Source organism: Streptomyces sp. ICBB 8177 (assembly GCF_003144095.1).
Lineage (GTDB): Bacteria > Actinomycetota > Actinomycetes > Streptomycetales > Streptomycetaceae > Streptantibioticus_D.
Genome location: NZ_NSKH01000004.1, coordinates 143,590 through 166,716, shown reverse-complemented (window position 1 = coordinate 166,716; position 23,127 = coordinate 143,590). Strand labels below are relative to the sequence as shown.

The following is a 23,127-nucleotide window of genomic DNA, read 5'->3' as shown; positions in this document are numbered from 1 at the left end:
GGTTTTCGGGCGGAGTTGGCGTCGGTGGAGTTTCGTGAGCCGGTGGTGGCGTATGAGCCGGCGGTGGGTGTGGGGCGTTCGTGGTCGGATCCGGAGTATTGGACGGATCAGGTGCGTGATGCGGTGCGGTTCGCTGAGGTGGTGGCGCGGTTGGAGGCTCGCGGTACGGGTGTGTTCCTGGAGGTGGGTCCTCGGGCGGTGCTGGCGGGGATGGTGCGTTCCAGTCTGTCGCCGCGGTCGACGGCCACCGTCACCGCCACCGCACGCCGCGACACCGAGGAACCCGTCGCCCTGCTCACCGCGCTCGCCCAGGCTCACGTCGCCGGGGCCGAGGTCGACTGGGCGGCCGTCGCCGAGAGCGGCAGGGCGGTCGAACTGCCCACCTACGCCTTCGACCACCAGCGCTACTGGCTGACCCGGTCCGCTCCGCGCGCCGACGCCGCCGACCTGGGCCTGTCCGGTCTCGCCCACCCCGTGCTGCGAGCCGCCGTCGCCATGGCGGACGGAGGCGTCGTGGCCACCGGGCGGCTCTCCGCGAGCGAACTGCCCTGGCTGACCGACCACGCCGTGGCCGGCCGGGTCGTGGTGCCCGGCGCCGCCCTTCTCGACCTGGTCCTGCGTACCGGAGAACGCGCCGGGCACGCCACCGTCGCTGACCTGACGTTCGAGGCGCCGATGCTGTTGCCCGTGACCGGGGCGCTGGACGTCCAGGTGGCCGTGGACGCCGACGGAGCCGTGCGCGTGCACGCCCGCGCCGACGCGGACGCCGACTGGACCCGGCACGCCTCCGGCACGCTGGCGGCCGACGCGGGCGGCGCCGTGTCCTGCGACTGGGCCGCCGCATGGCCGCCTCCCGGTGCCGAGCCAGTCGAACTGGGCGGCGCATACGACCGGCTGGCCGACCTCGGCTACGAGTACGGTCCCGCCTTCCGTGGTCTGCGCGCCGCGTGGCGTTCCGGCGAGGAGTTGTTCGCCGAGGTCGCGGTGCCCGAGGCCGCCGAGGAGAACGGGTTCGGGCTGCACCCGGTGCTGCTGGACTCCGCCTTCCACCCCTACGTCGCGGACGGCGACTCCACCGAGCTGCGCCTGCCGTTCGTCTTCCGGGGCGTGCGCCAGGCCGCCACCGGCGCCACCGCCCTGCGACTGCGACTGGCCAGCACCGGTGCCGACCGGCTCTGCGTCGAGGCGGCCGATGACGACGGCCAACTCGTGCTGTCGGCGGCCGAGTTGACCGTGCGCAAGGTCGCCGCCGAGGCGCTCGTGGCGGCGGGCGGCGGCAGTGCCCCGGCGGGCTACGGCCAGGTCGAGTGGACGCCCGTCACGCCCGAGCCGAGCGCGGACACCACCTGGGCCCGGCTGGGCGGCGGTACCGACGAGCTGCGCGAGTACGCCGACCTGGACGCGCTGGCCGCCGCGTACCACACGGGCAGTGGTCCCGACCACGTGCTGGTCGACTGCGACGCCCATGACGCCGCCCGCTCCGGCGACGTGCCGGCCGCAGTGCGTGGGATCACCGCGTACGTCCTCGGGCTGCTCCAGCGGGCGGCCGCCGACCCGGCGCTCGCGAAGGGGCGACTGGTCTTCCGGGCCGACCCGGACGCGCCGCGCACCGGTGCGGTGTGGGGCCTGGTGCGGGCCGCGCAGCTGGAACACCCCGACCGGTTCGTCCTGTTCACCGGTGACCTCCCTGAGCCGGCCACGCCCGTCGCGGCTCTGCTCGCCGGTGCGGTCGCCACGGGGGAGACGCAGCTGCGTGTACGCGACGGCGCTCTGCTGGCTCCGCGCGTCACCCGGCGCGGTGTGGCGGCGATCTCCCCCGCCGGGCTCGCGGCCGACGGCACCGTGCTCGTCACCGGCGGGACCGGTGGTCTGGGCGCGCTGGTGGCCCGGCGTCTGGCCGAGCGCTTCAGGGTACGCCACCTGCTGCTGGTCTCCCGCAGCGGGCCGGACGCGCAAGGTGTCACCCAACTCGTCGCGGAGCTGGGCTCGTTGGGGGCCGACGTTCGCGTCGAGGCATGTGACGTCGCCGACCGAGAGGCGCTGGCCGCCCTGCTGGACTCGGTACCGGCCGACCAGCCGCTGACCGGCGTCGTGCACGCCGCCGGGACGCTGGACGACGCACCGCTGGGCAGCCTCACCGCCGAACGCCTGGAGCGCGTCCTGCGACCCAAGGCCGACGCCGCCTGGCTGCTCCACGAGCTGACGCGGGACCAGCCGCTCCGGTTCTTCGTCCTGTTCGCCTCGATCGCGGGCGTCCTGGGCAACGCCGGTCAGGCCAACTACGCCGCCGCCAACACCTTCCTCGACGCCCTCGCCCGCCACCGTTCCGCCGCCGGGCTGCCCGCGCTCTCGATCGACTGGGGACTGTGGAAGACCGCCGGCATGGGCGCGGGGCTGACGCCCGCCGACGAGGCCAGGCTCGCCCGCATCGGTGTCGCCGCGCTCAGCGAGCGGCAAGGGCTCGACCTGTTCGACGCGGCGCTGGCGGACGACGGCTCGGGCGACCCCGTGGTCGTGGCCTCCCGCTGGGCCCTCGACGGCCTGCGGACCCGGGCGGAGAGCGGCGAGAGCACCCCGCCGGTGCTGCGCGGGATGGTCCGCGCCGTGCGGAAGGCGGCGCCGTCGCGTTCAACGGCGGGCGGACCGCGTGGCGTCACCCTCGGGGAGGCGCTCACCGGCCTGACCGCGGCGGACGCCCGGCACAAGGTGGTCGAGACGCTGCGGGCCCATGTGGCGGCCGTCCTCGCACACGGATCGGCCGATTCAGTGGCGGTCGACCGGCCCTTCATCGACCTCGGTTTCGACTCGCTGAGCTCCGTCGAACTGCGCAACCGCGTCAACGCGGAGACCGGGCTGGCGCTGCCGGCGACCCTGGTCTTCGACCACCCCACGGTCTCCGCCCTGGCCGACCACCTGCTCACCGAGCTGGCCCCGCAGGCCCCCGACCCGGCGCAGGCGCTCGCCGCCGCCCTCGACGGACTCACCGCCGAGGCCCTCGACGCCGAACCCGGCCGTCACGCCCAGGTACTGACGCTGCTTCAGGCAGCCGTCGAGCGCCTGACCGCCACCGCGAGCGGCGCCGACGGCGTACCGGACGGGCTCACCGACGAGCTGGAGACCGCCTCCGACGAGGAGATCTTCGCCTTCATCGACGCCCAGTTGTGAAGCCCTTCGACGACGCCCGGCTGGTGCGGCCCTCGCACGGCGCCCAGTTGTGAACCGCGAGGCGCCCGGCGGCCCACCGCCGCCGGTTGCCTCGCCCGAACGACCGCTCCACCGGCACCACCTTCACCGACTTCCCACATCCGACAGGACCATGGCAGGGGTAGGCAGGATGGCAGGCGAGGACAAGCTCCGCGAATATCTCAAGCGGGTCACCGTGGACCTGGCCGACGCACGGCGGCGGCTCGCCGAGGCCGACGCCCGGCGCCACGAGCCCATCGCCGTCGTCGGCATGTCGTGCCGCTTCCCCGGCGCGGACGGCGTGGACGCCTACTGGCGCCTGCTGGCCGAAGGCCGCTCGGCGGTGCTGGACGAGGTGCCCGGCGGACGGTTCGACCTTCGGCCGCAGATCGAGGAGAACGGCGTCTACACCACCCGGGGCGCCTTCCTGCCCGACGTGGCGGGCTGGGACGCCAGGTTCTTCGGCGTCTCCCCGCAGGAAGCCCTGCGCATGGACCCGCAGCAGCGCCTGCTGATGGAACTGGCGTGGGAGGCGCTGGAGGACGCGGGCACCCCGCCGCCGCACCTGGCCGGCAGCCGCACGGCCGTCATGGCCGGGTTCTCCGACCCCCTCCAGTACGCCCGCGTCCAGCAGGTCAACGACGGCCAGGCGCTCTTCGACGACCCGTACGCCGGGCAGGGCGCGTCCGCCAGTGTCGTCGCGGGACGGCTCGCCTACCACTTCGACTTCCGCGGTCCCACGCTGACGCTGGACACCGCCTGCTCCTCCTCCCTCGTCGCCGTCCACCTGGCGGGCGCCGCGCTGCGGCGCGGGGAATGCGACCGCGCGCTGGCGGCGGGCGCGTTCCTGGTGCTGCACACCGACATGTACGTCAACGGCTGCGCCACCTCGATGCTCGCCCCGGACGGGTTGTGCAAGACCTTCGACGCCGCCGCCGACGGCTACGTGCTCGGCGAGGGCGCGGGCGTGCTCGTGCTGCGGCGGCTGTCCGACGCGCTCGCCGACGGCGACCGCGTGCACGCCGTCGTCCGCGGCACCGCGGTCAACCAGGACGGCCGCAGCAACGGGCTGACCGCGCCCAGCAGGCAGGCGCAGGTGGACGTGATCCGCCGCGCGCTGGCCGCCGCCGGTGCCGCCCCCGACGAGGTGGCCTACGTGGAGGCGCATGGCTCCGGCACGCGGCTGGGCGACGCGATCGAACTCGGCGCGCTCTGCGAGGTGTTCGGGAACCGCGACGCCGGGAGCCCGCTGCGGGTCGGTGCGGTGAAGACCAACGTCGGCCACACCCAGGCAGCCGCGGGCATGGCCGGACTCATCAAGGCCGTGCTGGTCCTGAAGCACGGCACCGTTCCGCCCAATCTCAACATGACCGATCCGGCCGAGTCGGTACGTGACGCCCACGGCATCGCACCGGTGGCCTCCGCGCATCCGCTGCCGAGCGGCGGGGAAGCCCCCGCGCTGGCCGGCGTCAGCTCGTTCGGCTGGTGCGGCACCAACGCCCACGCCGTCCTGTCCGCCGCCCCGGAGCCCGCGGTTGCTGACGGGGCGTCAAATGTCGAGCCGCGCAGGGAGGTTCTCCTGCCCGTCTCCGCGGCCTGCGAACCGGCCTTGGCCGAGCGGCTGGCCGGCGTCGCCGGACGCGCGGGGTCCGTGCCGCTCGCCGACACCGCCTACACCCTGCGCAGCGGACGCGCCCACCTGGAGTTCCGGCGCGCGATCGTCGCCACCGACCGCGCCGACGCCGCCGCCCGGCTCGCCGACGCGGCAGGATCGCCCGGTACCCGCACGGTCGAAGGCCGGCCCCGGGTGGCGTACCTGCTGCCCGGCACCGGCGACCAGTACCCCGGCATGGCGCAGGACCTCTACCGTGCCGAGCCGGTCTTCGCCGGGGCGGTTCAGGCCTGCCTGACCGCCGTACGCGCACGCTGCGGTACCGACCTGCGTCCCGCGCTGTTCGCCGCGCCGGGGGCGGACGCCGCCGACGGACGCGCAGCGCGGCTGCTGCTGCGGCCGGGCACCGACGACGGCGCCGACGAGGCGGCGGCGCACCGCGCCCGGACCACCCATCTGACGCTGTTCACCGTCGAGTACGCCCTCGCTCGCCTCCTCGCGCACTACGGCGTGCGGCCCGACGCGCTGATCGGCTACAGCCTCGGCGAGTACGTCGCGGCCTGCCTCGCCGGGGTCTTCACGCTCGAAGACGCCCTGTGGGTGGTCGCCGGCCGCGCCCAGCTCATCGAGGCCGCGCCGCCGGGCAGGATGCTCGCCGTGGCCGCCGACGCCGACCGGGTCGCCGCCGAACTCGCGCTCTGCGGCGCCCCGGCCGATGTCGCCGCCATCAACGGGCCGTCCATGACCGTCGTCAGCGGCACGCCCGAGGCCATCGCCACCGCATCCCGCCACCTCGCGGACGCGGGCCTCGCCCACCGCACGCTGCGCTCGGCGCACCCGTTCCACTCCGCCCTGCTCGCACCCGCGCGCGACCAACTCGCCGCCCTCGTCGCCTCGGTGCCCCGCGCCCACCCGGCCACCACCTTGATCTCCAACGTCACCGGCGCCCCCCTCACCGCGGACCAGGCCACCGACCCGGCGTACTGGGCGGGCCACCTCACCAGCCCGGTGCGCTTCGCCGAGGGACTGCGGGCCTGCGCCGAGGCGGGCGTCGACGCCTACGTGGAACTCGGCCCCGGCCAGACCCTCGGCGGGCTGCTGCGGCAGAACGCCACACCGGGCGGCGCCGAGCCCGCCGTCCTCGGCACCCTCGCCGCCGGATGGCAGACCGGCGCGGCCACCGGCGAACGTGCCCGCGTTCTGGAGACCTGCGGACGGCTGTGGGAACTCGGCGTCGACCTCGACTGGGAGGCCGTGCGCGGCGACGACGGCGGTCGCCTCGTGGATCTGCCCGCCTACCCCTTCCAGCGCACGCGCTACTGGCCCGATGCGCCCGGCGCCACCCAACTGCCGGCCGCACAGGCCCAGTCGGGCCGTCCGGATCCCGAGGACCTGTGCTACGCCCCCGTCTGGAACCACGACATCACCCTCGCCCCGGAGCCCGCCGCGAACGGCAGGGGCGACGGGCGCGCGGCGGGTCCGCTCGTCGTCTTCGCCGACCCGCGCGGTGCCGGCGCCGCGCTGGCCGACCGCGCCGAGGCCGCCGGTGTGCCGGTCACCGAAGTGGTCCCGGGCGCCCACTTCGGACGCGACGGGCGGCGCGTCACCATCGATCCCACCGAACCCGCCCACTACCGCGAGCTGTTCGCCGCGCTGCCCGCCGCCGGCACCGCGCCGCTGCGGATCGCACACCTGTGGAGCGTGCGCGAGCCGTCCGGCCGCCCCGGGTACGCCGACGACGCCGAGCTGCGGGAAGCCGTGCGGTACGGGTTCGACAGCCTGCTGCACACCGTCCAGGCGCTCGCCACCACCGGCCAGGACGTCCGGCTGCTGACCTGCACCTCGGGCGCCGCCGGGGTCGTCGGCGGGGACTGCGTCCATCCGCAGCAGGCCATGGCCCACGGCTTCGGCCGGGTCGTACGGGTCGAACACCTCGGCATCGACTGGCGCGGCCTCGACCTCGACCCCGCCGACAGCGCCGAGCGGTCCGCCCGCTGGGCCGCCGAGGAACTCGACCTGCGGCCCTGGGACGGCGACTGCGAGACCGACGACGCCTCCGGCGAGCCAGGGCCCGCGCTCGTCGCCCGGCGCAACGGCCGCCGGCTCGTCAAGGACTGGCGCCCGGTGCCGCTGCCCGGCGGCGGTGCCCTCCCGGTCCGCGCCGACGGCGTCTACCTCGTCACCGGCGGCACCCGCGGCCTCGGCCTCGCGCTCGCCCGCCATCTCGTCGCACTCGGGGTACGCCGCCTCGCCCTGGTCGGCCGCACCGACCTGCGCGCCGCCGCCGCGACCGGCCCCGAGGGCCGCGCCGCCGCCGCGCTCGCCGCCGTCGCCGAACTGGAGGCGGAAGGCGCCGACGTCCTGCTGCTGAGCGCCGACGTCGGCGACCCCGAGGCGTTGCGCCGCGCGCTGGACGCCTGCCGGGAGCACTTCGGCGCCCTGCACGGCGTGCTGCACGCGGCCGGGCTGCCCTCCGCCGGCATGGCCGCCCGGCTCACCCCGGACGCCGCCCACCGGGTGCTCGCGCCGAAGGTCCACGCCATGGGCCCGCTCGCCGAACTCACCGGCCCCGCCGCCCCGCACGGCCGACGGCTGGAGCTTCTGGTGCTCTACTCGTCCGCCGTCACCGTCTTCGGCGGCCTCGGCGAGGGCGACTACTGCGCCGCCAACAGCGTCCTGGACGCCTATGGCGAAGCCCTCGCCGCCACCGCGGAGGGCACCCGTGTGCTCACCGCCGCCTGGGGCCCGTGGCGGCACGACGACTGGCAGGCCGAAGGGCTCGGCGGCGCCCTCGCCGACCGGGTGCGCGCCCACCGCGAGCGGTACGGCTTCACCGACGAGGGCGGTTGCGCCTTCCTCGGCCGCGTGGCCGCCGCCGCCCGGGGCGCCGTGGTCGCCGTACGGCAGCCGCTCAAGGAGGGACTGCGGGAGTGGGCGGCCATCACCGACCTGGACGCGCTGGTCGGCGAGACGGCGGCGGCCGCGGGACGCGGCCGCTTCCCCCGGCCCCGGCTGCGCACCGAGTACGTGGCCCCGCGCACCCCGCTGGAGACCACCATCGCGGACAGCTGGGGCCACCACCTCGGCATCGAGGCCGTCGGCGTGCACGACCCGTTCTTCGACCTCGGCGGCAACTCCCTGGTCGGCATGGCCATGGTGGCCGCCATCGAGAAGCGGCTGGAGCGGCGGATCGCGCCCGCCGTCCTCTTCCAGCACCCCACGGTGGCCGCCTTCGCCGCGGCCCTCGACGACAGACCGGCAGGCGCCGCGCCCGCGGCCCCTGCCTCCGACTCCGGCTCCGCCCGGGGCGAGCGGCGGCGCCGCGCCCGCGGTGCCCACGCCGCATCCAACTCCCGGAAGTAGAGGACGGACATGACCGAGCACAACCCCACCGAGGTGTCCCCGACGGACATCGCCCTGGTCGGCCTGGCGGGACGGTTCCCCGGCGCCGCCGACGCGGGCGAACTGTGGACCGCCCTGCGCGAAGGCCGCTCCGGCATCACCCGCTTCACCGACGATCAGTTGCGCGCCGCGGGCGTGCCCGAGACCGCGCTCGCCGACCCCGCCTACGTCAAGGCCGGAGCCGTCGTCGACGGGATCGACCTGTTCGACGCCGAGTTCTTCGGCTTCAACCCCAAGGAGGCGCAGGTCCTCGACCCGCAGCACCGGCTGTTCCTGGAGCACAGCTGGCACGCGCTGGAGGACGCCGGCTGCGACCCGGCCCGCTTCGACGGCAGCATCGGCGTCTTCGCGGGCTGCGCCATCAGCACCTACCTGACGAACAACCTGGTGCCCGCGGGCGCCGGGGCGAGCGTCGGCGACCTGACCGTCGGGCTCGCCAACGACAAGGACTCCCTCACCCTCCGGGTCGCCCACACCCTCGGCCTGACCGGCCCCGCCTACGGGGTGCAGAGCTACTGCTCGACCTCCCTGGTCGCGGTCTGCGCCGCCGCCTCCAGCCTCGCCGCGTTCGAGTGCGACCTCGCCCTCGCGGGCGGCGTCGCGGTGACCGTCCCGGCCGCCACCGGCTACCTCTACCAGCCCGGCGGCATCAGCTCGCCCGACGGCGAGTGCCGTGCCTTCGACGCCTGCGGCCAGGGCAGCCTGCTGGGCAACGGCGTCGGCGTGGTCGCGCTGCGCCGCCTGGAGGACGCCCTCGCCGACGGCGACCGGGTGTACGCGGTGATTCGCGGCTGGGCGGTCAACAACGACGCGGGCCGCAAGGTCGGGTTCACCGCCCCCGGCGTCGACGGGCAGGCCCGCGTGGTGGCCGAGGCGCTCGCCGCCGCCGGACTCGACCCGGCCGACATCGACTACGTCGAGGCGCACGGCACCGGCACCGCGCTCGGCGACGCCGCCGAACTCGCCGCGCTCCAGCAGGTGTTCGAAGGCCAGGACGTGCTGATCGGCTCCGTCAAGACCAACCTGGGCCACCTCGACCGCGCCGCCGGCGTCACCGGCCTGATCAAGACCGCCCTCGCCCTGCACCACGGAGAGATCCCGGCCACCCTCAACCACGCCCGCCCCAACCCCCAACTCGCTTCCGGTGACGCCCGGTTGACCGTCGTCACCGCACCGCACGCCTGGCCGTCCGGCGACCGCACCCGCCGCGCCGGGGTCAGCGCCTTCGGCATCGGCGGCACCAACGCCCACGTCGTCCTGGAGGAGGCCCCCGCGCCGCCCCGTCCCGGCACGCGCGGCGACCGCCGAGCCCAGCCGCTGGTGTGGTCCGCCCGCACCGCACGCGCCGCCGACCACCTCACCGAAGACCTGGCGCGGGCACTCGCCACCTCCGGCGCCGACCTCGACGACACGGCCTACACCCTGCAGAGCGGCCGCAAGCGTTTCCGCCACCGCCGCGCCCTCGTCGCCGACACCGCCACCGGCGCCGTCACCGCGCTGCGCTCCGGCACCGCGCTGACCCGCGCCGACGCCACCGACGAGCGCACGACCGCGTTCCTCCTCCCCGACGGCGGCTGCCCGCGGGAGACCGCCGAGGCGCTGTACGCGACGGAACCGGCCTTCCGCGCGGCGGTGGACGACTGCCTGGGGGCGCTGCCCCCCGACTCCGGCAGCGGCGGCGCCACGCCGGGGGAGACCGCCTTCCCGGACGCCGCGCGTGGCGAGTTCGTCACCGGTTACGCGCTGGCCGCGCTGGTGCGTTCGTGGGGGGTCGAGCCCGCCGCGCTGCACGGTCGGGGGACCGGTGCCCTGGTGGCCGCCTGCCTGTCCGGCGCGCTGTCGCTGGAGGCCGCCCTCGCCCTGGCCGGCGGGAACGACACCACCGCGCCGGCCGGGGCGGCGCCCACCGTTCCGCTCATCGACCCGGCGACCGGGGCGTTCGTGACCGCCGAGCAGGCCGCCGATCCCGCCTTCTGGGCCGCCATCGCCGACGTGACCGCCCCCGACGCCCTCGACGCGGCGCTCGCCACGCTGCGCGAGCATGGCGGCCACGTCCTGCTGGAGGCCGGCCCCGCGAGCCAGTGGACCGCGCGAGCCCGCGAACTCACCGACGACGACGGGCTGGTGGTGGCCGCCTTGCCACCGGCCGCCGGCGACCGAAGCCCGGACGCCGCGCTCGCCGAGGCCGCGGCCAGGCTCTGGCTGGCGGGGGCGGCACTCGACTGGTCCGGTTTCCAGCAGGGCCGCGACGTGCGCCGCACCGGGCTGCCCGGTTACCCGTTCCAGCGCGAACGCTACTGGATCGACCCGCCCGAGACGCCTCGTGCGAAGGCCGCGCGGACGATGACGCGGACGACCGCGCGGACGGACGGCGGCCACGTGGAACTGCTGGAACGCCGCTGGACGGCCACCAAGCCGCTCACGGCGACCGCGACCGGCGGCCGGTACCTGCTCGTCGCCGACTCCTCCGGCCTCGCCGACGCCCTCGCCGCCCGGCTGCGCGGCGGCGGCGCACGGGTGACCGTCGCACCGGACGGCACCATGGCCGAGGCGGCCGTTGAGGGCGAAGGGCCGCTGACCGTGGTCCACTTCGCCTCACCCGGCGGGACGGACGAGGACGACGACCCCCGCACCGCGTACGCACGGGCCGCCGCCACCGCGGCCGCGTGGGCCGGGGCAGCGGACACCGCCCGGCTCGTCGTGGTCACCCGGGGCGGCCAGGACGTCGGCCCCGCCGAGCCAGGACGCCCCGCGCAGGCCGCCGTCGCCACCCTTCCGGTGGTCGCCGCCCAGGAGTACCCGGGCCTGGTCACCCTCGGCGTCGACCTCGACCCCACCCACGACCTCGACCCGGCCGCCGACCGCCTGGCCGCCGAACTCGCCCACGGAGCACCGGAGTCCGTGCTCGTCGCCCACCGCGCCGCAAGCCGTCACGTGCCCTGCTACGAGCCGGCCCCCGTCGCCGAGTCCGGATTCACGGCCGTCAGGACCGGCGGCCACTACCTGATCACCGGCGGTCTGGGCGACGTCGGCCTCCTGCTCGCGGAGCACTTCGTGCGCTCCGGCGCCTCCCGCCTCGTGCTCGCCTCGCGCGCAGGAGTGCCCACCGACCCGGGCGACCCGCGCACCCGCGCTGTCGAACGACTCCGTGCGCTCGGCGCCGCGATCGACACCCCCCGGGTCGACGTCACCGACACCGAGGCGGTGCGCGCGCTCTTCGCCACCGAGCGCTTCGACGGGGTCGTGCACGCGGCGGCCGACACGGCGACGGACGCCTTCGTTCCCTTGAGTGAGCGTCAAGACAGCTCACTGGCACGCCACTTCGGCGCAAAGGTCACGGGGGCGCGCGTGCTGGACGCGGTCATCGGGGAGCTGGCCGCAGGGGACGCGCCCCGCTGGTGCGCGTTGTTCTCCTCGACCTCCGCCCACCTCGGCGGCCTGGCCTTCGGCGGCTACGCGGCCGCGAACGCCGCGCTCGCCGCGTACGCCAGGCGCGGGGGCGACGGGACCGGTACGCGGTGGATCTCGGTGGCCTGGGACACCTGGGCGCCGACTCTGCGCAAGGTCGACGAACGGTTCGGCGCCGCCATGGCGGCGCACGCGATGACGGAGCGGGAGTCCCTCGCCGCCTTCGACCGCGCGCTCGCCCAGCCGCTGGACGTGGTGGTGGCCGCGGCGGGTGGCCTGGACGACCGGCTGCCGCGCCCCGCCGAGAGCGCGCCGGCCGCCGCGACCGCCGCGTTCCCGCGCCCCGACCTCCCGCAGCCCTACGCCTCCCCGCTCACCCGTACCGAGCGCGAGCTGTGCGCACTGTGGACGGGCACCCTCGGCGTCGAACCGGTCGGTACCCGCGACAACTTCTTCGACCTCGGCGGCAATTCACTGCTCGCGTTGCAGATGCTCGCCACCGTCAAGACGCGGTTCGGCGTGACCGTGCCGACGGTGACCCTCTTCGAGGCGCCGACCGTGCACCGCTTGGCGGCGGTGCTGGACGCGGAGCGCGCGGGGACGCCGCCGACCCCTGCCACGACCGCGGCCACCGGGCCCGCCACCCCGGCCCCCGCCGAGACGGCCGCACCGGCCACGACGACGCCACCGGTCACCACGGCCGCACCGGTCACTCCGGACGCACCGGCCACGACGACCGCCGCGCCGCCTCCCACGATCCCCGCGCCGCTTCCCACGAACCCGGCCCTCACGACCCCCGGTCCGTTCGCCACGACCGAGCCGAGTGGTCCCGACTTCGACGACCCCGGCCGGCGGATCGCCATCGTCGGTATGGCCGGGCGCTTCCCCGGCGCGCAGGACGTGGCGCACTTCTGGCGGAACGTGTGCGACGGCGTGGAGTCCATCACCTTCTTCACGCCCGAGGAACTGATCGAGGCGGGCGCCGATCCCGAGTCGGTCCGCGACCCCGACTACGTCCCGGCGCGCGCGGTGCTGGACGGTGTGGGCGAGTTCGACGCCGGGTTCTTCGGCATGAGCCCGCGCATGGCCGCCCTCACCGACCCGCAGCAGCGGCTCTTCCTCGAGGTGTGCTGGGAGGCTCTGGAGGACTCCGGCTACGCCAACGAGGCCTACCGCGAACGGGTGGGGGTGTTCGGCGGTTCCAACATCTCCACCTACCTGCTGGGCATCCTGCCGCAGCTCACCGCGGGCGACGACGTGAGCCCGTACGAGATCATCATGAGCAACGACAAGGACGCGCTCACCACGTCCGTCTCCTACCTGTTCGACCTGCACGGGCCGAGCGTGGCCGTCCAGACGTTCTGCTCGACCTCGCTGGTCGGCGTCCACCTCGCCGTCCAGGCCCTGCGCTCCGGTGAGTGCGAGATGGCGCTCGCCGGAGGAGTCTCCATCGCGGTGCCGGACAGGACGGGGCACCGCAGGCGGGAAGGCGGCATGGAGTCGCACGACGGCCACGTGCACACCTTCGACGCGGACGCGCGCGGCACGATGTTCGGCGACGGCGCCACCGTGGTCGTCCTCAAGCGGCTCTCCGACGCGCTGCGCGACGGCGACACCGTGCACGCCGTCATCCGCGGCTCCGCGGCGAACAACGACGGCGCCCTGAAGGTCGGTTACACCGCGCCCAGCGTCGCCGGGCAGGCCAAGGTGGTCGAGGCGGCCATGGCGGACGCCGGCGTCACCGCCGCCGACATCGGTTACGTCGAGGCGCACGGCACCGCCACCGAACTCGGCGATCCCATCGAAGTCGCCGCGCTCACCCGGGCGTTCGGCGACGACACCCCGCGCCGCACGATTCCCATCGGCGCGGTGAAGACCAACATCGGCCACCTCAACCACGCCGCCGGCACCGCGGGCCTGATCAAGACCGCGCTGACGGTACGCGACCGCAAGCTGCCCGCGACTCTCAACTTCACCCGTCCCAACCCGCGCATCGACTTCGAGACGAGCCCGTTCTACGTCAACACGACGCTGGCCGACTGGCCGGCGCCGCAGGACGGACGGCCGCGTCTCGCCGGTCTCAACTCGCTCGGCATGGGAGGCACCAACGTGCACGTCGTGGTCGAGGAGCCGCCCGCGAGACCCGCGCCCGGCGCACCGGACGCTCCGGGCGGGCGCCGCCACCACCTCCTGCCGGTCTCCGCCCGCACCGCCACCGCCGCCGACGAGGCGGCCCGGCGACTCGGCGAGCACCTCGCCGCCCACCCCGGCACCCCGCTCGCCGACGTCGCGTACACCCTCCAGGTGGGCCGCAAGACCTTCGAGCACCGCAGCGCCGCCGTCGTGGGCGACCTGGCGCAGGCGGTGGCCGCGCTGTCCGGCACCGACCCCGACCACCCGCTCGCCTCGCGCACCGAGACCGCCCAAGGGCGGCCCGTGGCCTTCCTGTTCGCCGGAGTGGGGGAGCAGTACCCGGGCCTGGTCGGCGAGTTGTACCGGCACGAGCCCGCCTTCGGCGCCGAACTCGACCGCTGCCTGACGATCCTCGCCCGCCACCTGCCCGACACCGACGCCGCCGACCTTCTCACCGGCGCCCGCGACGGCGGCGCGCTCGACCTGGCGGCGCTGCTCGGCCGGGGCAGCGGCGGCACGGACGACCCGCGTACCACGCGGCTGGAGCGCACCGACGTCGTGCAGCCGCTGATGTTCGCCGTCGACCACGCTCTCGCCCGCACCCTGATGGGATGGGGGCTGCGCCCGGCCGCGATGCTGGGATACAGCCTCGGCGAGTACGTGGCCGCCTGCGTCGCCGGAGTGCTGTCGCTGGAGGACGCCATCGCCCTGGTCGTGCACCGGGCACGGCTGATCGACGCGCTGCCCGGCGGCGCGATGACCGCGGTGCCGCTGAGCGCCGAAGAGCTGACCGGGCGCTTCGGCCTCGCGGACCGCGGCCTGGACGTCGCCGCGGTCAACGGGCCGCGCGCGGTCGTCGTCGCCGGACCCGCCGACGCGGTGGCCGCGCTCGCCGCCGACCTGGAACGCGAGGGCGTACCCAGCCGCGCGCTGCGCACCACGCACGCGTTCCACTCGCGCATGCTGGAACCCGCCGCCGCCGAACTGACGCGCTGGATCGCGGAGAACGTCCGGCTGGAGGCACCCCGCCTGCCCTACCTGTCCAACGTCACCGGCGGTCTCGCCGACGCCGCCCTGGTACGCGACCCGGCCTACTGGGCGAAGCACATGTGCGGCACCGTGCGGTTCGCCGAGGGCGCGCAAGCCCTGCTCGCCGACCCGGAGTCGGCCATCGTGGAGATCGGGCCCGGCCAGTCGCTGGGCGCCATGATGCGCGGCGCGGGCTGCCCGCCCGAGCGCTGGCCGCTGATCACCGCAACCCTGCCCGCGCAGAGCGACCCCCGGCCCGCCGACGCCGTGCTGACCGAATGCCTGGCGCGGCTGTGGCTGACCGGCGTCGACCTGGACTGGCAGGCCTACCACGGCCGCCGGAGCCCGGTACCGGACGCCGCCGCACCGGGCCGGATACCGCTGCCCACCTACCCGTTCCAGCGCCAGCGCTACTGGATCGAGCGGAGCCCCGCCCCCGCCCTCGCGCCCTCGCCCTCAGGCCCCACCGCGCACGACGGTGTGCCGGCGCAGTTCGAGGACATCGACCGGGTGCCGAAGCTCCCCGAGGAGCAGTGGGTCCACCAACCCGTGTGGCGGCAGACCGCGGCCCCCGCCGCAGCCCCCCGGCAGCCGTCCTGCTGGCTGGTGTACGCCGACGGGCCGGAGGCCGACGCCGTGCTGGAGGAGCTCCGGCGTGCCGCACGCCCCGAGGGCGCCACCGTGCTCACCGTGCGCCCCGGATCGGCGTACGAGGAGGCCGGCGACGCGTACGTGGTCCGGCCGGGCAGCAGCGAGGACGCGCAGGCCATGCTGCGTGCGCTCGAACGCGACGGACGGCGCCTGGAGCGCGTCGTGCACCTGTGGGCACTCGCCGAACGCCCAGGTGGGGTCGAGGAGACCGTGCGCTGCGGCCTGCACACGCTGGTCGCGCTGGCCCGTGCCGCCGGTGAACTCGGTTGCTCCGACTGGGGCCTGGACATCGTGACGACGGGAGCGCATGCTGTGCTCGGCGGCCACGAGGTCCGCCCGGACGCGGCGACGCTGATCGGCCCCACGCTGGTCGTCCCGCTGGAGTACCCCTCGGTGGCGACCCGGCTGCTGGACGCCGAACCGCACACCACGCCCCGGGCGATCGTCGCCGAACTGCGCCGCCCCCGCACCGACTCCGCCGTGGCACTGCGCGGCGGCAGGCGCTGGGTCTGCGACTACGAGACACTTCCCGCCACACCGGCCGACGGCGCCGAGGGCACCGGCTTCCGGGACGGCGGGGTCTACCTGATCACCGGCGGGCTGGGCGGCATCGCCCTGGGCCTGGCCCGGGAGCTGGCGGGCCGACACCGGGCGAAGCTGGTGCTGTTCGGGCGCAGGGGCCTGCCGCCCCGCGAAACCTGGCAGGCCATCACCGACGGCGAGCAGGCGGCCGACGAGGCCATCCGGGAACGCGTGGCCAAGGTGCTCGGCATCATGGAGCTGGGCGCCGAGGTGGAGATCGTCACCGGCGACGTGGCCGACCCGGCCGACGTGCGCCGCGCGATCGACACCGCGACGCGAACCTTCGGAGCCCTGCACGGCGTCCTGCACACCGCGGGCGTGCCCGGCACCGGCCTGATGCAGTTCAAGCACCCCGACGACTCGGACCTGGTGCTGGCGCCCAAGGTGGCCGGCACCCGAGCCATCGCCGAGGCGCTGGGCACCGGCGGCGAGGACGAGATCCCCCTCGACTTCCTGGTGCTGTTCTCCTCCATCACCTCCGCCACCGGCGGCGGCCCCGGCCAGGTCGACTACTGCGCCGCCAACGCCTACCTCGACGGCTACGCGGCCAGACTGACCGCGAACGGACGGAGGGTGCTGTCGGTGGACTGGGGGGAGTGGACCTGGAACGCCTGGGACTCCGGGCTCTCCGGCTACGACGAGGGGCTCCAGGCGTTCTTCCGGTCCCACCGGGCGGCGTTCGGGATCACCTTCGAGGAGGGCTGGCGCTGCCTGGTACGGGCGCTGGCCTCCGGCGAGGCCCGGGTGGTCGTCTCCACCCAGGACCTGCCCACCATGGTCAGGTACAGCACCGGTTTCACAGTGGAGGCGGTCACCACGCCCGCGGGCGCCGGACCCGCCGACGCCCGGCACCCCCGGCCCGAACTGCTCACCCCCTACCGCGAACCGGACGGACCGACGCAAGGAAAGCTCGCGGCCGTCTGGTGCGACAAGCTCAAGCTGGAACGCGTCGGCGCGATGGACAACTTCTTCGAGCTCGGCGGCAACTCCCTGCTCGGCATCGCGCTCCTCGCCGACCTGCGGCGCGCTTTCCCCGGCGCCGACCTGCCCCCGCACATCCTCTACGAGGCCCCGACCGTGCTCGCCCTGGCCAGGGTCGTCGACGGTCCCGGCGACCAGGCGGCCACGGCGCCCGACGGAGCGCAACACGCCGCGCTGCGCCGTTCGGGCCTGAAGTCCGCCGCGGCCCGCCGTCGCAGGGGCTGAGAAGGACCACCGGCGCGCACGGCCGCCGCGCGAGCCGTGCCGTGCGCGCCCGCACCACCGCAAGCGGCACGCACCACAGACCTGACAAGCAGTCACATTCCGTATCCTCCAGGAGAGATCATGACCGTCGTAGGCGTTGTCGGAGCCGGTGTGATGGGCATCGGAGTCGCGCAGAACCTCGCCAGTTCCGGGTACGAGACCATCCTGGTGGACGTCGAGGAGCGCATCCTCGACGACGCCAAGGCGGCCATCAACCGCAACTGCCGGCTCAGCCGCCTGATGGGCGGCCCGGCGCTCGACCCCGACGAGGTGCTCGGCCGCATCACCACCGCGGTGGGCGTCGAGGCGCTGGCCAAGGCCGAGATCGTCATCGAGAACGTCACCGAGAACTGGGACGTCAAGCGCGAGGTGCACGCCCGCCTCGACCAGGTCCTCAGCCCCGAGGCCGTGGTCATCGTCAACACCTCCGCCATTCCCATCACCCGGGTCGCGGCGGTCGGCGGCCACCCGGAGCGGGTCGTGGGCGTGCACTTCATGAACCCCGTCCCCGCCAAGCCCGTGGTCGAGCTGATCCCCGGATTCCACACCGCGCCGGAGACCGTCGAGGTCACCCGCCAACTGCTGAGCGGCATGGGCAAGAAGGCGGTGGACGTCAAGGACGCCTCCGGCTTCGTCTCCAACCGCGTCCTGATGCTCACCGTCAACGAGGCCGCCTACCTCGTCCACGAGGGCGTGGCGACCGCCGAGTCCGTCGACGAGGTCTTCCGCGGCTGCTTCGGCCACCCGATGGGCCCGCTGGAGACCGCCGACCTCATCGGTGTCGACACCATCCTCTACAGCGTCGAGGTGCTCTACGAGCACTACGCCGACAGCAAGTACCGCCCGTGCCCGCTGCTGAAGCAGATGACCGACGCGGGCCTGCACGGACGCAAGACCGGCCGCGGCTTCTACACCTACGACAACGCCGGCCAGTGAACCCCTACGCAGCCCCCCACCGCCGCATCCGCTCGTACCCACTTCACCTGAGGGAGACCGCCATGTCCGACACCACCGCCACCCGGATCCTGTCCTTCATCGAGGCCCGCTTCCCGCAGGCGCGCATCGACGCCGCCCAGGACATCTTCTCCCTGGGCTTCATCAACTCGCTGTTCGCGATGGAGCTGGTGATGTTCATCGAGAAGACCTTCGCGCTCACCGTCCCCAACGACGAGCTGAACATCAACAACTTCCGCACCGTCGGCGCCATGACCGCCCTGGTCGAGCGGCAGCGCGGCACCGTCGGCGTGGCCTGAGGGGGGCCGTCATGACGAGCCTGACCACGGCGCCGCCGCCGGTGCCGGAACGTACCCGGACCATCGACCGGACCACGGTGCGCGCGTTCGTCGACGAGCACATCATGCCCTCAGCCGACGCGTACGACCGCGCGGGCGCCATCCCGGAGGACCTCCTGGAGCGGATCGCGGAGGCCGGCCTGTGGGCCCCGTTCCTGCCCGCCGACCTCGGCGGGCAGGGGCTGGACCTGGTGACCCTCGGCGAGGTGCACGAGGAGGTCGGCCGCGGCTGCTCCTCGGTGCGCAGTCTGCTGACCGTCCACACCATGCTCTCCTGGGCCCTGCAACGCTGGGGCAGCGCCGAGCAGATCGAGCGCTGGGGCCGGGACCTGGCCACGGGCCGCGTCCTGGGCTCCTTCTGCCTGTCGGAGGCGGGAGCGGGCAGCGACGCGGCCGGCATCCGCACCACCGCCGAGCCGCACGGCGGGGGCTGGCTGCTCAACGGGCGCAAGAAGTGGATCACCGGCGGGCAGCGCTCCGACCTGTTCCTGGTCTTCGCCCGCACCGAGAACAGCATCGTCGCGCTGCTGGTGCCCCGCGACACCCCCGGAGTGGCGGTGCTGCCGATCGAGGACATGCTCGGCACCCGCGCCTCCATGCTGGCGGAACTGGAGTTCACCGACGTACGGCTGGGGCCCGACGCCCTGCTCGGTCCCGCCTCGTTCGCCGCCGGAATGGTGCTCAGCGGAACACTCGACCTCGGCCGCTACAGCGTCGCCTCCGGTTCCACCGGCATCATCCAGGCGTGCCTGGAGGCATGCGCCCACTACACGGCCCGGCGCACCGTCGGCGGCAGCCCCTTGCGTGAACTGGCCCTGATCCGGGCCAAGTTGTCGGACATGGTGACCGACCTGCGGGCCGCCAGACTGCTGTGCCACCAGGCGGGAGCGCTCAAGGACGCCGGGGACCCCGGCACCATCATGGCCACCTGGGTGGCCAAGTACTTCGCGTCCACCGCGGCCGCCCGGCACTCCACCGAGGCGGTCCAGGTGCACGGCGCCAACGGGTGCAGCACCGACTACCCCGTCGCCCGTCTGTACCGGGACGCGAAGGTCATGGAAATCATCGAGGGCAGCAACGAGATCCAGCGCGTCACCATCGCTGACGAGGCGTACCGGGAGTGGTCACTGTGACAACGACGACCGAGGCCCCCGCACCGGCCGCGGCCCCGCCGGCGAAGCCGGTCCAGGGACGGATCAAGTGCGTGGTGTGGGACCTGGACAACACCCTGTGGGACGGGGTGCTGCTGGAGGACGGGGACGTCACCGCGCGCCCCGGCGTGATCGAGCACATCAGGCGCCTGGACGCGATGGGCGTGCTGCACTCGGTCGCCAGCAAGAACGACCACGAGACCGCCATGGCCAAACTGCGCGAACTGGGCCTGGAGGAGATGTTCCTGTACCCGCGCATCGGCTGGAACCCCAAGTCGCAGTCACTGCGGCAACTCGCGGAGAAACTCAACCTGGGCCTGGACGCCTTCGCCTTCGTCGATGACCAGGACTTCGAACTGGCCGAGATGGCCTACTCGTTGCCGCAGGTCACCCGGGTCAACGCGGCCGACGTCGACACCGAGCTGGTCAAGCCGGACTACCGGCCGCGGTTCATCTCCGACGAGTCCGCGCAACGCCGCGAGATGTACCGCGGCCAGCTGGAACGCGACGAGGTGCGCGAGGAGTTCACCGGCACCGACGAGGAGTTCCTCGCGAGCCTGGAGATGGTCTTCACCATCGCACCGGCCGCCCGCGAGGACCTCCAGCGGGCCGAGGAGCTGACCATCCGCACCAACCAGCTCAACTCCACCGGACGCACCTACTCCTACGACGAGCTGGACGCCCTGCGCGAGTCGCCCGACCATCTGCTGCTGGTGGCCACCCTCACCGACCGGTTCGGCAGCTACGGCAAGATCGGCCTGGCGCTGGTGGACCGCGGCGGTCCCGACTGGCGGCTCAACATGATGCTGATGTCGTGCCGCGTGATGTCCCGCGGCGTCGGCTCGGTGCTCCTGAACCACCTCATGGAACGGGCGAGGGAGGCGGGCGCCGGCCTGGTGGCCGACTTCGTCCCCACCGGACGCAACCGCATGATGCAGATCACCTACGCCTTCAGCGGCTTCCGCGAGGTGGCCAGGGAGGGTGAGCGGCAACTGCTCGCCGCCGACTTGGACCGCGCGCAGGAGCAGCCCGGCTACGTCACCGTACGGGTGACACGGTGACCACGGCCGTTTCGACGGGGGCGGCGACCACCGCCGCCCCCTGGCTGCCGTTCGCCGAGCACGAACCCGACCGCGGATCCTTGCGGCTGTACTGCCTGCCGCACGCCGGCGGCTCGGCGTCCGCGTACCGCTCCTGGTTCGGGCGGGTGCCCGGGGTGTCCGTGCGCCCCGTCCAGCCGCCCGGCCGGGAGACCCGGCTGCGCGAGACCCCGCACACCACGATGGCCGCCCTGGTCGCCGAACTCGCTGACGGCCTGCTGTCGGTGGAGAACGGCCCGTACGCCGTCTACGGGCACAGCCTGGGCGCGCTCGTCGGCTTCGAGCTGCTGCGCGAGATACGCCGCCGCGGCGGGCCCGAGCCGGCGCACCTGTTCGTCTCCGGCAGCGCCGCGCCCGGGGACGACCCGGTGGACGACGGCCCGCCGGTCGCGGCGATGACCGACGCCGAGGTGGTCGCCCTGCTGCGGCGGATCGGCGGCACACCGGAATGGATGCTGACCGATCCCACCGTGCTGCGGATGATCCTGCCACCGTTCCGGGCCGACTTCACGGTCAAGGAGAGCTACGCCTGCCCGCCCGAGCCGCCGCTCACCGTGCCGGTGACCGCGCTGGCCGCCACCGACGACCCGCGCGCCGGGGCCGCGGACGTGGCCGGCTGGCGGGACCAGACCCTCGGGCGTTTCCGCGTCCACACCCTGACCGGCGGCCACTTCGCCGTACTCGAACAGCCCGAAGTCACCCACCGCCACATCACCGAGGCCCTGCGCGCCACCGCCCGGTGATCCGCCCACCCCCACCGAGAGGCACGAGATGACACCCACCGCCCTGCGCGAGAGATCCGCCGGCGCCGCCGGAGCCCCGGCGCACCCGACCGGACACAGCCTCGGCGCCTGGTTCGAGCGCGGCATGGCCGTCGCCCCGGACGCCGAAGCGCTCCGCGTCGGCAACCGCCACCTGACCTACCGCCAAGTGCACGACGAGGCACTGGCGTTGGCAGGCGCGCTCACCAGCGCCGTGCGCGGTCGTCCGCGTCGGGTCGGGCTGCTCGCCGCCCGCAGCGTGCGCGCCTACACCGGCCTGCTCGCCGCCACCTTCGCCGGCGCCGCCGTCGTCCCGCTCAACCCCGCCTTCCCGCCCGCCAGGACCGCGGCGATGATCGAGGCCGCCGGCGTGGACGTCGTGATCGTGGACGACGACGGCGCCGCCCGGCTGCCGGACCTCGCCCACACCCTGGCCGGCGTCCCGGTCGTCGACGCCCCCGCGGACACCCCGGCGCCCGGGCCGCACCCTGCCGACCCGGACGAGATCGCGTACATCCTGTTCACCTCCGGCTCCACCGGCCGGCCCAAGGGCGTGCCGGTGCTCCACCGCAACGTCGACGCCTACCTGCGCTTCGTCCACGACCGCTACGGCTTCGGACCCGGCGACGTCTTCTCGCAGACCTTCGACCTCACCTTCGACCTGGCGATGTTCGACCTGTTCGCCGGGTGGGGCAGCGGCGGCACGGTGGTCAGCGTGCCGCAGGCCGCGTACGCCGGTCTGGAGCGCTTCCTGACCGAGCAGGGCGTGACCGTGTGGTTCTCCGCCCCCAGCCTGATCGCACTGGCCCGCCGCCGGGGCCTGGACGAGGACGCGATGCCCACCCTGCGCTGGAGCCTGTTCTGCGGCGAGCCCCTGCTCGACCGCGACGCGGCCGACTGGCAGCGCGCGGCGCCCCACTCCGTCGTGGAGAACCTCTACGGGCCCACCGAACTGACCATCTCGTGCAGCGTGCACCGCTGGGACCCGGACACCTCGCCCGCCCGGGCGGTCAACGGGGTCGTGCCGATCGGCGCGCTGCACCCGGGGATGAGCTCCATCCTGCTGGACGTGGACGAGGCGACCGGGGCGGGCGAACTGTGCGTCACCGGCCACCAGATGTTCCCCGGCTACCTCGACCCGGCCGACGACGAGGGCCGGTTCGTCAGCTGGGGCGGCAACCGCTGGTACCGCACGGGCGATCTGGTGCGCTGGGTGGACGGCGACGAACTCGTCCACCTCGGGCGGCGCGACCACCAGGTGCAGGTCCACGGGGTACGTGTGGAGCTCGCCGAGGTCGAGTGGGGGCTGCGGGAGGTCGAGGGCGTCGACGACGCCGTGGTGGTCGCCGTCGACGGCGAACTCGTCGCCTACTGGCAGGGCGCCCCCAGCACCGCCGCCGCCCTGGCCGCCCGACTCGCCGACGTCCTGCCCAAGGCGCTCGTCCCGCGCCGCTTCGTGAAGGTCGACGACTTCCCGCTCAACGCCAACCGCAAGATCGACCGCAAGGCACTGGCCGCCCGCGCCGCCGGACCGGTCACGGCGTGACCAGCCCGGGACGCGAGCGGCCCGGGAACCCG

The 23,127-nt window shown here is 74.6% G+C and carries 9 protein-coding genes; all 9 read left to right on the top strand.

Annotated elements, in window-relative coordinates; translation table 11 throughout:
* The first annotated feature begins 24 nt into the window (after positions 1-24).
* The 9 genes from CK485_RS06445 to CK485_RS06405 all read left to right on the top strand — a co-directional run bounded on the left by CK485_RS06445 (position 25) and on the right by CK485_RS06405 (position 23,095).
* Positions 25-3,165, top strand: a complete 3,141-nt coding sequence (locus tag CK485_RS06445; RefSeq protein WP_342673468.1) for a type I polyketide synthase — start codon at positions 25-27, stop codon at positions 3,163-3,165.
* Positions 3,166-3,334: 169 nt separating this feature from the next.
* Positions 3,335-8,158, top strand: coding sequence for a type I polyketide synthase (locus CK485_RS06440; RefSeq protein WP_158288172.1), 4,824 nt, complete (start codon positions 3,335-3,337; stop codon positions 8,156-8,158).
* Between the two features lie 9 nt (positions 8,159-8,167).
* Positions 8,168-17,206 carry a type I polyketide synthase gene (locus CK485_RS06435; protein ID WP_109447900.1) on the top strand — a complete coding sequence of 3,013 codons (9,039 nt, stop codon included), beginning with the start codon at positions 8,168-8,170 and terminating at the stop codon, positions 17,204-17,206.
* A gap of 120 nt (positions 17,207-17,326) precedes the next feature.
* A complete protein-coding gene (locus tag CK485_RS06430; RefSeq protein ID WP_109447898.1) occupies positions 17,327-18,181 on the top strand; it encodes a 3-hydroxyacyl-CoA dehydrogenase NAD-binding domain-containing protein in 855 nt (284 codons plus the stop codon).
* 62 nt (positions 18,182-18,243) lie between these two features.
* Complete coding sequence (locus tag CK485_RS06425) at positions 18,244-18,498, top strand: phosphopantetheine-binding protein (RefSeq protein WP_109447896.1); 255 nt, start codon at positions 18,244-18,246, stop codon at positions 18,496-18,498.
* Positions 18,499-18,509: 11 nt separating this feature from the next.
* Positions 18,510-19,670 carry an acyl-CoA dehydrogenase family protein gene (locus CK485_RS06420; RefSeq protein ID WP_109447894.1) on the top strand — a complete coding sequence of 387 codons (1,161 nt, stop codon included), beginning with the start codon at positions 18,510-18,512 and terminating at the stop codon, positions 19,668-19,670.
* Positions 19,667-20,749 carry an HAD-IIIC family phosphatase gene (locus CK485_RS06415; protein WP_109447892.1) on the top strand — a complete coding sequence of 361 codons (1,083 nt, stop codon included), beginning with the start codon at positions 19,667-19,669 and terminating at the stop codon, positions 20,747-20,749. Before CK485_RS06420 ends, CK485_RS06415 begins: the two co-directional genes overlap by 4 nt.
* Positions 20,746-21,531: a thioesterase gene (locus tag CK485_RS06410; protein ID WP_199239257.1), complete on the top strand. Its 786-nt coding sequence runs from the start codon at positions 20,746-20,748 to the stop codon at positions 21,529-21,531. The genes CK485_RS06415 and CK485_RS06410 overlap by 4 nt, the downstream gene beginning before the upstream one ends.
* Before the next feature lie 28 nt (positions 21,532-21,559).
* Positions 21,560-23,095, top strand: a complete 1,536-nt coding sequence (locus CK485_RS06405) for an AMP-binding protein (RefSeq protein WP_109447890.1) — start codon at positions 21,560-21,562, stop codon at positions 23,093-23,095.
* Positions 23,096-23,127 lie beyond the last annotated feature (32 nt).